Annotated in this window: 12 protein-coding genes and 1 tRNA gene; 5 read left to right on the top strand and 8 right to left on the bottom strand. The window is 70.7% G+C overall.

The features are described 5' to 3' along the window. Positions 1-17: 17 nt before the first annotated feature. Positions 18-2,108 carry an ATP-dependent DNA helicase RecG gene (gene recG, locus D3P35_RS15825; RefSeq protein WP_118135716.1) on the top strand — a complete coding sequence of 697 codons (2,091 nt, stop codon included), beginning with the start codon at positions 18-20 and terminating at the stop codon, positions 2,106-2,108. Positions 2,109-2,203: 95 nt separating this feature from the next. Next, positions 2,204-2,332 (top strand): hypothetical protein, encoded by a 129-nt coding sequence (locus tag D3P35_RS26895; RefSeq protein WP_255418362.1) that lies wholly within the window; start codon positions 2,204-2,206, stop codon positions 2,330-2,332. Between the two features lie 257 nt (positions 2,333-2,589). Here D3P35_RS26895 and D3P35_RS15820 read toward each other — a convergent pair whose 3' ends face one another. Both D3P35_RS15820 and D3P35_RS15815 read right to left on the bottom strand, forming a co-directional pair. After that, a complete protein-coding gene (locus D3P35_RS15820) occupies positions 2,590-3,897 on the bottom strand; it encodes a sigma-54 dependent transcriptional regulator (protein WP_118135715.1) in 1,308 nt (435 codons plus the stop codon). Further along, positions 3,894-5,654: an ATP-binding protein gene (locus tag D3P35_RS15815; RefSeq protein WP_198670647.1), complete on the bottom strand. Its 1,761-nt coding sequence runs from the start codon at positions 5,652-5,654 to the stop codon at positions 3,894-3,896. The genes D3P35_RS15820 and D3P35_RS15815 overlap by 4 nt, the downstream gene beginning before the upstream one ends. A gap of 141 nt (positions 5,655-5,795) precedes the next feature. Between D3P35_RS15815 and msrP the strand changes: the two genes are divergently transcribed. Continuing rightward, positions 5,796-6,749, top strand: a complete 954-nt coding sequence (gene msrP, locus D3P35_RS15810) for a protein-methionine-sulfoxide reductase catalytic subunit MsrP (protein WP_118135713.1) — start codon at positions 5,796-5,798, stop codon at positions 6,747-6,749. 116 nt (positions 6,750-6,865) lie between these two features. On the opposite strand, the gene purQ is transcribed toward msrP, so the two are convergent. The 3 genes from purQ to purC form a co-directional block, all read right to left on the bottom strand. Then, positions 6,866-7,564, bottom strand: a complete 699-nt coding sequence (gene purQ, locus D3P35_RS15805) for a phosphoribosylformylglycinamidine synthase subunit PurQ (RefSeq protein ID WP_118135712.1) — start codon at positions 7,562-7,564, stop codon at positions 6,866-6,868. 116 nt (positions 7,565-7,680) lie between these two features. Further along, entirely contained in the window at positions 7,681-7,920 is a 240-nt protein-coding gene (purS, locus tag D3P35_RS15800) for a phosphoribosylformylglycinamidine synthase subunit PurS (protein ID WP_118135711.1), read from the bottom strand. A 167-nt stretch (positions 7,921-8,087) separates the two neighbouring features. Then, positions 8,088-8,858 (bottom strand): phosphoribosylaminoimidazolesuccinocarboxamide synthase, encoded by a 771-nt coding sequence (purC, locus tag D3P35_RS15795; RefSeq protein WP_118135710.1) that lies wholly within the window; start codon positions 8,856-8,858, stop codon positions 8,088-8,090. A 60-nt stretch (positions 8,859-8,918) separates the two neighbouring features. On the opposite strand from purC, the gene D3P35_RS26210 reads away from it, so the two are divergent. Together D3P35_RS26210 and D3P35_RS15790 are read left to right on the top strand one after the other, a co-directional pair. After that, the gene (locus D3P35_RS26210) at positions 8,919-9,086 is read left to right on the top strand and encodes a hypothetical protein (RefSeq protein ID WP_157982172.1); all 168 of its coding nucleotides are present in this window, start codon (positions 8,919-8,921) and stop codon (positions 9,084-9,086) included. Positions 9,087-9,264: 178 nt separating this feature from the next. Continuing rightward, positions 9,265-11,310: a bifunctional lysylphosphatidylglycerol flippase/synthetase MprF gene (locus D3P35_RS15790; protein ID WP_118135709.1), complete on the top strand. Its 2,046-nt coding sequence runs from the start codon at positions 9,265-9,267 to the stop codon at positions 11,308-11,310. Here D3P35_RS15790 and D3P35_RS15785 read toward each other — a convergent pair whose 3' ends face one another. The 3 genes from D3P35_RS15785 to D3P35_RS15775 all read right to left on the bottom strand — a co-directional run bounded on the left by D3P35_RS15785 (position 11,311) and on the right by D3P35_RS15775 (position 12,816). Further along, a complete protein-coding gene (locus D3P35_RS15785; RefSeq protein WP_118135708.1) occupies positions 11,311-11,862 on the bottom strand; it encodes a glutathione peroxidase in 552 nt (183 codons plus the stop codon). Positions 11,863-12,027: 165 nt separating this feature from the next. After that, positions 12,028-12,103: transfer RNA gene (locus tag D3P35_RS15780), tRNA-Val, on the bottom strand. Positions 12,104-12,138: 35 nt separating this feature from the next. Next, a complete protein-coding gene (locus tag D3P35_RS15775; RefSeq protein ID WP_118135707.1) occupies positions 12,139-12,816 on the bottom strand; it encodes an HAD-IA family hydrolase in 678 nt (225 codons plus the stop codon). Positions 12,817-12,875 lie beyond the last annotated feature (59 nt).

Here is a 12,875-nt window from a genome sequence, read left to right as displayed (position 1 = left end):
GTGGCATGTAGGCAGTCATGAGCCAGGGCCGCCCCGAGATTCTCTTCCCCCTCTTCGCCGATCTCCCGGCCCTGCCGGGCGTGGGGCCGAAGACCGCGAAGGCATTGGAGAAGCTCGGCATCTCCCGCCCGCGTGACCTGTGCTTCACGCTGCCCGCCCATTTCATCGACCGCACCCCCCAGCCCTCGATCCAGGGCGCCACGCTGCCCGGCGTGGTGACGGTGGAGGTGACCGTGGGCGGCCACATGCCGGCCCGCCAGCGCGGCCGCCCCTACCGCATCTGGGTGGAGGACGCGGAGGCCGAGTTCCAGCTCGTGTTCTTCCACGCGCGGGAGGACTGGCTGCTGCGCCAGCTTCCGCCGGGGGAGCGCCGGCTGGTCTCGGGCAAGGTGGAAGTCTTCGAGGGCCTCGCCCAGATGGTCCACCCCGACCATATCCTGCTGCCCGGGGAGGCCGGCGAGCTGCCGCGCTACGAGCCGGTCTATCCCATCGGTGCGGGCGTCACCCAGCGGGCGATGCAGAAGGCAGTGAGCGCCGCCCTCGCGCGCGCGCCCGAGATGCCGGACTGGCTCGACCGCGGCCTGCGCGCGAAGCACCACTGGCCGGACTGGCGCGAGGCGCTGCAGCTCGTCCATGCGCCCCAGCCGGGCGAGACCGGCCGCACGATGGCCGCGCGCGAGCGCCTCGCCTATGACGAGCTGCTGGCCCATCAGCTCACCCTCGCGCTCGCCCGCGCCCGGATGAAGCGCGCCAGGGGCCGCCGCACGGCCGGAGACGGCACGCTGCGCGCGAAGCTGCTCGCAGGCCTTCCCTATGCCCCCACCGGCGCGCAGACCCGCGCGGTGGAGGAGATCGCCGGTGACATGGCCGGCGATCTGCGCATGAACCGCCTGCTGCAGGGCGACGTGGGCGCGGGCAAGACGCTGGTCGCCATGCTCGCCATGGCCATCGCGGCCGAGGCGGGCGGGCAGGCGGCGCTGATGGCCCCGACCGAGATCCTCGCGCGCCAGCACCTCGAGGGCATCGGCCCGCTGGCCGAGGCCGCGGGCCTGCGTGTGGCGCTCTTCACCGGGCGCGACAAGGGCGCGGAGCGGGCCGAGAAGCGCGCCCGGCTGGCGGCGGGCGAGATCGACATCGCCATCGGCACCCACGCGCTCTTCCAGCGCGACATCGCCTTCGCCGACCTGCGCCTCGCGGTGGTGGACGAGCAGCACCGTTTCGGCGTGCGCCAGCGCATGGAGCTCGGCGCCAAGGGCCAGGCGCCGGACGTTCTGGTGATGACGGCCACGCCGATCCCGCGCAGCCTCGCGCTTTCCACCTACGGCGACATGGACCTCTCGGTGCTCGACGAGAAACCGCCGGGGCGCCAGCCGATCGACACGGTGCTTGTCTCCTCCGGCCGCCTCGCGGAAGTGGTGGAGCGGCTGCGCGGCGCGCTGGCCGAGGGGCGGCGGGCCTATTGGGTGTGCCCGCTCGTCGAGGAAAGCGAGACCGTGGCGATGACCGCGGCCGAGGACCGCGCGCAGGCGCTGCGCGAGGCGCTGGGCGAGGGGCTGGTGGGCCTCGTGCACGGCCAGATGCCCCCCGCGCAGAAGGACGCGGCCATGGCCGATTTCATCGCCGGGCGCACGCGGCTGCTGGTCGCCACCACGGTGATCGAGGTGGGGGTGAACGTGCCCGAGGCCACGATCATGGTGATCGAGGGCGCGCAGAGCTTCGGCCTCGCCCAGCTCCACCAGCTGCGCGGCCGGGTGGGGCGCGGGGCGGGCAAGTCGACCTGCCTGATGCTCTACGACCCGCCGCTGGGCGAGACCGCGCAGGCCCGCCTCTCCATCCTGCGCGAGACAGAGGACGGCTTCCGCATCGCCGAGGAGGACCTGCGCCTGCGCGGCGCGGGCGACCTGATCGGCCATCAGCAATCCGGCCTGCCGAAATTCCGAATCGCCGACCTCGAGGGCCAGGCCGACCTGATGAAGATCGCGCAGGACGATGCGCGACTCGTTCTCGCGCGCGACGACGCCCTCGATTCGGAGCGCGGCCGGGCGCTGCGCGTTCTCCTCTACCTCATGGGCCGGGACGAGACGATCCGTTTGATTTCAATCGGTTGACCCTTCGTTCGCATCTGTTCTCTTAAAGTTCTTGACTCTGCGAGGCGGAGCGGGAACATTAAGGAAACATTAACCGCCCACCGAGGGAGATGCCGATGTCGACCCTGATCCGCATGGTTCGCAACACCGAATTCCACCACCGCGATGCGGCCGCAGATGTGCTCGGCCTGCTCGCGCTCACGGTGCTGCTCGTCGCGCTCTTCGGTGTTTTCGGAATGTTCTGAAGCCTGCCGCCGGCCGGTTCTCTTCGGCCGGAGACTGTCCTGTTTCGCCTGGCGAACCACATGGGAAGCCCCGGCATACCCCGCCGGAGATCGGTCTTTCTGCCTCTTCCGATCCGTCGTTGGCCCTGTCCCTGTCCTGCGACGCTCTCCCGGTTCGCCTCACTGTCGCCGCACCCGGCCTCCCCATGCCAGGGTTGCGGCGACTTTTTTTTTGCCTGCAGCGCGCCCGGCGCGGGGGCTGGCCGGCAGGGTCCGGGTCAGACGAAGTCGGAGCGCGAGATGGCGTAGCGGGCCATCTTCTCGTTGAGGGTGCGGCGCGGCAGCGCCAGCTCCTCCATCACCTCGGTGATCGAGCCGCGATGCCGGCGCAGGGCGTTGCGGATCATCATGCGCTCGAAGGCCTCGACGTGGTCCTTCAGGGGGCGCAGGTCCTGCGGCAGCTGCTCGGTGCCGGAGGGGGCGACGGGGTCGAGCAGCTCGGCGAGGATCACCGGGCCGCGCTTGGCGCGCAGCACCGCGCGCTCGGCGAGGTTGCGCAGCTGGCGCACGTTGCCGGGCCAGGGGAACTGCAGCAGCGTGGCGGCATCATCGGCCGAGAGGGCGGGGGGTGTCGCGTCATGCTCGGCGGCGAGCGACTGGGCGAAGAGGTCGAACAGCAGCAGGATGTCCTCGCCCCGGTCGCGCAGCGGCGGCGCCACCAGCTCCATCGCGGCGAGGCGGAAGTAGAGATCCTTGCGCAGCCTGCCGTCGGCGATGGCCTCGTCGGTGCCCTCGGGGGCGGCGGAGATGATGCGCGGCGCCCCGGTGGAGGTGTCGTGCAGCGCGTCGACGAGGTGGGGCTGCAGGGCGGGCGGCAGGGCGGTCACCTCGTCGAGGAACAGCGTGCCGCCGCGCGCCGCCACCAGCCGGTCATGCAGGGCGGCGATGGGCGCGTCCTCCGGCAGGGCGGCGCAGTTGAGGGTGATGAACGGGCCCTCGGCGCTGGGCGAGCAGCCGTGCAGGGCGCGGGCGATCAGCGTCTTGCCGGTGCCGGTCTCGCCCTGGATGAGCACGTTGGCGCCGGTGGCGGCGCCGTCGAGGATGTCCTCGCGCAGGCGGCGGATGACCGGGCTCTCGCCGGCGATCTGGCGCAGCAGGGCCGAGCCGTCGGCGCGCTCGCGGCGCAGGGCGCGGTTTTCCAGCACCAGGCGGCGGGCCTCGGCGGCGCGGCGCACCAGGTCGGTCAGCCGGTCGGGGTTGAAGGGCTTCTCGAGGAAGTCGTAGGCGCCGACGCGCATCGCCTCCACCGCCATGGGCACGTCGCCGTGGCCGGTGATCAGGATCACCGGCAGATCGGGGTCGCGCTCCAGCAGGCGGCCGAGCAGGGCCATGCCGTCCATCTCGGGCATGCGGACATCGGTGATGACCACGCCGGAGAAATCGGCGCCGATGGCGTCGAGCGCCGCGAGGCCGTTCTCGAAGGGGGCGGGGATGAAGCCGGAGAGCTCCATCCACTGGGCGATGGAGGCACGCATGTCCTCCTCGTCATCGACGATGGCGACGGGGGTAGGGGGAAGGGGGATCATTCTGCTGCCGTATCCAGTTTCTGCAAGGCGGGGAGCGTGAGCTCGAAACACGCTCCGCCCCGCGCGAGGTTCCGGGCCGTGAGCTCTCCGCCGAGATCCTGCGCGATGCCCGCGGAAATGGCCAGCCCGAGACCGAGCCCCTCGCCGGGGCGCTTGGTGGTGAAAAAAGGCTCGAACAGGGCATCCGGTTCCTTCGGCAGGCCGGGGCCGTTGTCGGACACGCGGATGGTGGGCAGGGGGCCGGGCACGAGGGTGACCTCGATGCGCCGGTCATCCTGGGCGCGCAGGGCGTCGAGGGCGTTGCGCAGCAGGTTCACCAGGATCTGCTCGATGCGCAGCTGGTCGCCCCGGGTCATCACCGGGGTGGAGGGCATGTCGGTGACGAGCTCCACCCGCACCTGGCCGAGCTGGGGCGACATCACCGAGAGCGCGCCCTTGATCGCGTCGCGCAGGTCGAGCGGGCGGATCTCGTCCTCGCCCTTGCGCGCGAAGGACTTGAGCTGCCGGGTGAGCATGGCCATGCGGCCGATCAGGTCGTCGATGCGCTGGATGGAGGAATGCGCCTCGGGCATGCGGCCGCGCTCGATGAGCAGGCGGGCGCCGGCGATGTAGGTGCGCATGGCGGCGAGGGGCTGGTTGAGCTCATGGCTCACCGCGGCCGACATCTGGCCGAGGGCGGCGAGCTTGGAGGCCTGCACCAGGCTCTGCTCTGTGCGCGCCAGCGTCTGCTCGACGCGGCGGCGCTCGAGGATCTCGTCCGACAGGCGGCGGTTGAGGTCGCGCAGCTCGGCGGATTCGCGCTCGAGCCGCAGGAAGCGCCGCCAGGCCTGCTTGGAGCGGATCCAGAAGATCAGCGCCACCAGCAGGGCGACGGCCATGATCTCGAGCGCGATCACCGCGTTCACCCGGGCGCGCACGTCGTCGAGCGGGGCGAGGTAGTTGAGCGTCCAGCCGCGGAAGCCGATGGAGACGTCGCGGCGCAGGTAGGTCGCGCCGCCGATGCGCACCTGGCGGCCGGTGCCGGTCCAGTCCATCGGCAGGATCTCGAGCCCGCCGAGCTGGCGCGAGCGCAGGGCGGCCATGCGCGCCTCCTCCAGCAGGGGCGAGAGCAGCTTGTAGCGCCAGTCCGGGTGGGAGGAGAGGATGACAACGTCCTCGGCATTGGTGACGAAGACGCGGCCGGTGTCGCGCGCCCAGGAGGCCTCGAGCTCGCCCAGGTTCACCTGCACCGCGATGACGCCGAGCAGCTGGCCGCCCGAGCGCACGGCATGGGCGAAGAAGAAGCCCAGCTCGCGCTCGGCCACGCCGGTGGTGGTGAAGATGGTGGTGTTCTCGCGCGCGGCCTCGCGGAAATACGGCCGGTCGGCGCGGGAGGTACCGAGCAGCCGGCGGTCGGAGGAGGCGACGATGCGGCCCGTGGCGTCGAAGAGCAGCAGGTTGCGGGCCTTCAGCTCGTCGTTGATGTCGATGAGCCGGGCCGAGGTCATCGCGTATTGCCCCTTCATCAGCGCGTCGGTGAGGGTGCGGTCACGCGCGAGGACGGACGGGATGAGCTGGTGGCGCTCCAGCACGTTGAGCAGCGAGCCGTTGTAGATGGCGGCGCGCACGTTGGCGCGGTTGCGCAGGTCCTCGGAGTAGAAGGTGGTGAGGTAGTTGTGGCTGGCCCAGATCAGCAGCGCCACGATGGTGATGCCGAGCACGGCGAGACCCCTGCGCAGGAGCGATCCGCGCCGCGCAGCGATGGCGTCCCTGGTCATGGGGCTTTGTGGGGTCATCGGCAGAGGATATGGTGCGGCCACGGCGGGCTCAAGCGCCTTTGATTGGATGTGCGCGGGGCTTCCGGCCTAGGATGCATGCTTGAGGGGGGTGTGCGCACCCGAGCCGAGGAGAAACGCCCGATGCACTATCACCGCAAGCCCCGCTGGATCATTCCCGAGCGCGAGGTCACGCCCGAATCCGTTTTCCTGAACCGCCGGGCCATCCTGGCCGGGATGGCGGGGATCGGGCTGAGCAGCGCGCTGCCGCGGCTGGCCTCTGCCGCCTCCGGCTTCTCGCCCGAGCCGCAGATGAACCCGGCCTTCGCCGATGCCGGACGGCCGGTGACGGACGAGGCGATCAACACGACCTACAACAATTTCTACGAGTTCAGCATGTCGAAATCGGTCTACCGCGAGGTGGACGCGCTCGAGACCGACCCCTGGACGGTGAAGATCGACGGCATGGTGGACACGCCGATGGAGATCGGCATGGAGGACCTGCTCAAGCGCATGCCGCTGGAGGAACGCATCGTGCGGCACCGCTGCGTGGAGGCCTGGTCGATGGTGGTGCCCTGGATCGGTTTCCCGCTCTCCGAGCTGGTGGGCATGGCGGGCCCGGGTTCGGATGCGAAATACGTGCGGATGGAGACCTTCAAGAACCCCGAGATCGCGCCCGGCCAGCGGCAGACCTGGTATCCCTGGCCCTACGTGGAGGGGCTGACCATCGAGGAGGCGATGAACCCGCTCGCCTTCATGGTGGTGGGGGCCTATGGCAAGGACCTGCCGAAGACGATGGGCGCACCGCTGCGGCTGCACCTGCCGTGGAAATTCGGCTTCAAGTCGGTGAAATCGGTGGTGCGGATCAGCTTCACCGACGAGCAGCCGCAGAGCTTCTGGCAGGACCTGCAGAGCTCGGAATACGGCTTCTGGGCCAATGTGAACCCGGAGGTGCCGCACCCGCGCTGGAGCCAGGCGCAGGAGCGCGTGCTGGGCACCGGCGACCAGGTGCCGACGCAGCTCTTCAACGGCTATGGCGAGGAAGTGGCCGGGCTCTACGCGAACATGGACCAGTCGGCGCGCACGCTCTGGTACTGAGCGGCCCGCGGGGGGCGGACGTCCCGTCGGGGGCATCGAGCCCCCTCGGGCCGTCGACGGCCCGCCCGGCGGCAGCGCGGGGCGGGCTCGTGTGGTGCCGGGCCGCGGCGCGCGGATCAGGCCGGGGCGAGGGCGCCGAGCAGGCTTTCGAACACTTTCGCGCCGTCGGAGCCGCCAAGGGCGGGGTCGCACAGGCGTTCGGGGTGGGGCATCATGCCCAGCACCCGGCGGTTGGGCGAGAGCACGCCGGCGATGTTGCTCACCGAGCCGTTGGGGTTCGCCTCGTCCGTCACGTTGCCGAGCGCGTCGCAATAGGTGAAGGCGACGCGGGATTCGCCGTGCAGGCGGTCGAGCAGCGAATCGTCGACGAGGTAGTTGCCGTCATGGTGGGCGACGGGGATGCGGGCCACGCCGCCGTTGTGCCAGGCGTTGGTGAAGGGACTGTCGGTGGTCTCGACGTTCAGGTGCACGTCGCGGCACACGAAGTTGAGCCCGGCGTTGCGGAGCAGGGCACCGGGCAGCAGCCCGGTCTCGAGCAGCACCTGGAAGCCGTTGCAGATGCCCAGCACGTGGCCGCCGCCCTGCGCGAACTCGGCCACGGCGCGCATGATCGGCGAGCGCGCGGCGATGGCGCCGCAGCGCAGGTAATCCCCGAAGGAGAAGCCGCCCGGCAGGGCCACCACGTCGAGCCCGGAGGGCAGGGCGGTTTCCTTGTGCCAGACCATGGTGCTGGGACGGCCGGAGACGCGCTCGAAGGCACGGGCGAGGTCGCGGTCGCAGTTGGAGCCGGGGAACACGATGACGGCGGTTTTCATGGTCACTCTCCAGAAGCGCCGGGACGGTCGGCGCGTGAACGGGCCGGTCTGTCAGGCCGGGGCCCCCGCCGGGCCCGGCTCACTGTGCAGCGATGCTGACGACCCGGGATGGGGTGTCAGAGAATTTCCACCGTGTAGTTCTCGATCACGGTATTGGCGAGCAGTTTCTCGCACATCTGGCGCACCTGCTCCTCGGCCTGGGCGGGTTCGATGCCGTGCAGGTCGAGGTCGATCACCTTGCCCTGGCGCACGCCGTTGACGCCGTTGAAACCGATGGCGCCGAGCGCGTGGCGCACCGCTTCTCCCTGCGGATCGAGGACACCGGGCTTGAGGGTGATGTGAACGCGGGCATGCATGCGTGTCGTCTCCGTTCGATCTTGGGGCCGCGCCGGCGGCGCGGTTCGGATGCGCCCTCGGGGCGTCTGGGTCGGATGCGCCCTTTGGGCGCCTGGTCGGAAGCGCCCTCCGGGCGCCTTGATCTCGTGCCGGCGCGCCGGCGGATGGGCGGCGCCCCGGCGGGGCCTCAGTGGACCAGCTTCGGGCCGCGCTTGCCCTCGGTGCGCTCACCCGGGCGAGGCATGATGCCGAGCCGCTGGGCCACCTCGGAATAGGTGTCGGCAATGGAGCCGAGGTCGCGGCGGAACACGTCCTTGTCGAGCTTGTCGCCCGATTTCACGTCCCACAGGCGGCAGCTGTCGGGGCTGATCTCGTCGGCGATGACGAGACGGTGGAAATCCCCCTCCCAGTGCCGGCCGATCTCGATCTTGAAGTCGATGAGCCGGATGCCGACGCCCATCATCATGCCTGACATGAAGTCGTTAACACGCAGTGCAAGCGAGATGATGTCGTCGATGTCCTGCTGGGCGGCCCAGTTGAACGCGATGATGTGCTCCTCGGTGACCATCGGGTCGCCCAGGGCGTCGTCCTTGAGGTAGAACTCGATGATCGGGCGGGGGAGGGGCGTGCCCTCCTCGATGCCGAGCCGGGTGGACAGCGAGCCGGCGGCCACGTTGCGCACCACGATCTCGAGCGGGATCATCTCCACCGCGCGGACGAGCTGCTCGCGCATGTTGAGCCGGCGGATGAAATGCGTGGGCACGCCGATGGCGTTCAGGCCGGTCATCACGTGCTCGGAGATGCGGTTGTTCAGCACCCCCTTGCCCTCGACCACGTCCTTCTTCGCGCCGTTCCCGGCGGTGGCATCGTCCTTGAAATACTGAATGAGGGTCCCGGGTTCGGGGCCTTCGTAGAGGATCTTCGCCTTGCCCTCGTAAACCATTCTGCGGCGGGCCATCGTCAACTCCGGCTCGTGTGGAGGCAGGGGCGTTGCCGCCCCCGTCAAAGCGCGGTCTATATGACCAAAGCCGCGAAAGGGCAAGGATTCGCGCTGGTGGCTCAGCCGGCCGCGAGGCTGAGCACTGCCGAGGTGACGGTGACCGCCGCCCAGGCCGTTGCCAGCGCGGCGACCGTCCAGACCCTGCGGTTCCTGGATGTCATCATGTGTGTCCTGAAAATTGAGTGAACGCCGGAAATCTTCCGGGCCGACGGGATATGGAGGGCCGCGCGGGGTTTCGCAAGCGCCCGGAGCGTGACCCTGCCGTTTCGGACGCGGAAACGACCGGCCGCATTAACCGCTCCGCAAGTGTTCTGGCCTATCCCTCCTCGCGGGGTTGCGAGATTTTTCCACGGGGAGGGAGCGAATGGCTCATGTCGAGGGCGCGGTTGCGCGCCGGGTCGAAGGTGCGGTGGCGCGCCGGGGTTGGATGCTGCGCGCCGCGGCGATGGTCGGGCTCGTGGGCCTGTCGCTCTGGATGCTGGGCGGAGAGCTGGCCGCCATCCGCGCGGCGGACGTGATGTCCCGCCTGCGCGAGGTGACGGCAGAGACATTGCTGCTGGCAGTGGCGCTCGCGGTGCCGAGCTATCTCGCCATGGCCTGCTACGACCTGGTGGCGCTGCGCCAGCTGCGCATCTCGCTGCCGCGCGGTGCGGCGATGCGCGCGGGCCTGGCTGCGGCGGCGCTCTCGCAGGGGCTCGGCTTCGGCATGATCACCGGCGCGCTGGTGCGCTGGCGGATGCACCGGCGCCACGCCCTGGGCGCGGCGGAGGCCGGCGCGCTGAGCATGCTGGTTTGCCTCGGCTTCTTCTTCGGCATGGGCGGCGTGATGGCGGTGCTGGCGGTGGCGGACCCGGAGGCTCTGGCCGGCCTCTCCGGCCTTGCCCCGGAGCAGCTCTCGATGATCGGGGCCTGCGGGCTGGCGGCGCTGCTGCCGCTGGGGCTGCTGGCCATGCTGCAGCCGCGCCTGCGCATCGCGGGGCGCGAGCTGCGCCTGCCGCCGCCGCGGCTGCTGGCCATGCAGGTGCTGCTGGCCGCGCTCGACGTGGTGCCGGCCGGCATGGTGCTCTGGCTGCTCCTGCCCGGCGCGCCGGAACTGGCCGGCTTCCTCGCGCTCTTCACCGTGGCGATGGCGGCGGGCATGGTGTCGAATGCGCCGGGGGGGATCGGGGCCTTCGAGCTCGCGATGTTCACCGCGCTGCCGCACCTGCCCCAGGCCGATCTCGCCGCGGCGCTTCTGCTCTATCGCGTGGTCTATCACGGGCTGCCCTTCCTGCTCGGTCTCGGCCTCTTCGGCCATGCCGAGTTCTGCGCCGCCCCGCGCCGTGAGCCCCGTCCTGCCGCCGCGCGGCGCCTCCCGCCGGCGCGGGTGGGGCAGGTGCCGGCGCCGCTCTGGCCCGCCCTCGCGCAGTCGCGCCAGGCCGAGGCCGGGCTCGCCCGCGCGGGCGACAAGGAATTCCTGCTGTCGCCCTGCGGCGAAGCCTTCGCCATGCTGCGCGAGAGCGCCGGCTGCCTGGTGATGATGGGGGACCCGGTGGGGGCCGAAGCGGCCTGGCCCCGGCTTGCCGCCAGCGTGCTCGCCGAGGCGCGCGGGCGCATGCTGCGCCCGGCCTTCTATCGTTGCGGCGCGGGCTTTGCCGCCCATCTCGCCGATGCCGGGCTGCGGGCCGACCGGCTGGGCGCGGAGGCGGTGGTCGCCGTGCCGGAGTTCTCTACCGCGGGTGCTGCGCGGCGCGAGCTGCGCCGCAAGCTGGGACAGGCCGAGCGTGCCGGTGTCGTCGTCAGCCTGCATGCGCCGGGCCGTGCGCCGATGGCGCGGATGCGGTCGATCGCGGAGGCCTGGCAGGCCGCGCGCGGCCGCGAGACCGGCTTCTCCATGGGGCGGTTCGACCCCGCCTACCTCGCGGGCTTCCCGGTGCTGGAGGCGCGCTGCGGCGAGGAGACCGTGGGGTTCCTCTCGCTCTGGTCTTCCGGAGATGGTCGGGAATGGGGGCTCGACGTGATGCGGCTCGCCGCGGACGCACCCTCGGGCAGCATGCATGCGCTCGTCTGCGCCGGCATCGAGGCGGCGCGGGCGGCCGGCGCGACGCGCTTCAGCCTGTGCATGGCCCCGCTCGCCGGGGCCGAGCCCGGGGCGGACCGGCTGCTCGAGCGGCTCGCCGCGCGCTTCTGGGAGCATGATCGGCTGTCCGGGTTGCGCGGGCTGCAGCGCTTCAAGCAGGGCTTCCGCCCGGAATGGGAGCCGCGCTTCCTGATGAGCACCGCGCGTGTGCTCCCCTGGCGTGAGGCCTTCGCCATCCGCCGTTGCATCCTGGCCGGCCCTGGGCTCGCGGAGCAGGAGGGAGAGGAGCTCTTCCTGCCCGGCCTGGGCGAGGCGGCGCCGGCCGAGGAGCCGGTGACGGTGCGCGGCTAGTCAGCTGCCCGGCAGCACCGCCTCGATCCCGGCGATCATCTCGGGGTCTTCCGGCTTCATGCGGGTGGGGAAGGTGGCGGCCAGCGTGCCGTCCGGGGCGATGAGCAGCTTGTGGAAATTCCAGCGCGGCACCGCCGCGCTGCCGCCTTCGCCGGCGGCCCAGCGATAGAACGGGTGCGCCTCATCGCCGGTGACATGCTCGATCTCGGTCATCGGGAAGGTGATGGAGAAATTCACCTCGCAGAAGTCCTTCACCTCCTCGGAAGTGGTGAACTCCTGGCGGAAATCGTCCGACGGGACGCCGAGCACGACGAATCCCCGCGCGCCATACCGGTCTGCGAGGTCCTGCAGGCCCTGGTACTGGTACGTGTAGCCGCACATCGAGGCCGTGTTGACCACCAGCACCGCCTTTCCGGCGAAATCCGCCATGCGGATCTCACCGCCGGAAAGGGCGGGGAAGCTGTGGTCGAACGCGCCGTCTGCCTCGGCCATGCCGGCCAGCGCGGAGAGGGTCAGCGCCATCGCGCCGGTCTGGAGGGAGCGCTTGGTCATGGTCGGCCTCTGCTGTGCACACTCTTCCCACTGAGGTAGTGCACCGGGCGGCCGGTTCCAGACGTAACGGTGAAGAAGTGAACCGCAGCGCCCGCGGCGGAGCCGCGCGCACGCGAAACGCTCAAGCCGCAAGGGCGAGCGATTTCAGCGCGATGTACCGGATGATGGTGGGACGTAGTGGGCTCGAACCACTGACCCCAGCGATGTGAACACTGTGCTCTACCAACTGAGCTAACGTCCCGGTGGCGCGGGGTATAAGGGGGGTCGGCGGGGTGGTCAAGCGGATTCGTGACGGGGGGCAGGGATGATTTTTTCCAGCAGCCCCGGAAGCTCGTCGTAGCCTGCCATCAGCGCTTCCGGCGCATGGCGCGCGACGCTCTCTCCCTCGGGGCCGAAGGTCACCAGGATGGCGGGCACGCCGGCGGCGCGGGCGGTGTCACGGTCGGTCAGCGTGTCGCCGATCATGGCCGTGCGCGCAGGCGTGCCGCCGAGCCGGGCGATGGTCTCGAAGAGCGGCGCGGGGTCGGGCTTGCGCACCGGCAGCGTGTCGGCGCCGATCAGGGCGATGAACCGGTCGATGAGGCCGAGCTCGGTGAGCAGGGTGCGGGCAAGGCCCTCGGGCTTGTTGGTGCACACGCCGAGCCGCCAGCCGGCCGCGACGAGGGTGTCGAGGGTTTCGGTCACGCCGGGGTAGAGCGTGGTGTGGCGGCAGATGTTCGCGCCGTAGAAGGCGAGGAGCTCGGGGTAGAGCCGGTCCACCGCCAGCTCGTCCACCGCGCCCAGCCGCGAGAAGCCGAGGCGCAGCATCGCCCGGCCGCCGTGGAAGGCGGTGGCGGCGTCGGCCGCGGGGTCGAGCGCCACGTCGTAGGGGGCGAGGCAATGGTTCGCGGCGGCGATCAGGTCGGCGGCGGTATCGGCAAGGGTTCCGTCGAGGTCGAACACGGCGCTGCGCATGGGGTCTGTCCTTGGCAATGATTGGTAACCATTTATGAAGCGGTCACCGATTTGCAGGC

The sequence above is a fragment of the Oceanicella sp. SM1341 genome, from assembly GCF_003448965.1.
Lineage (GTDB): Bacteria > Pseudomonadota > Alphaproteobacteria > Rhodobacterales > Rhodobacteraceae > Paroceanicella.
Note: the sequence above shows the minus strand (reverse complement) of the source record. Positions and strands in the feature narration are given on the sequence as shown.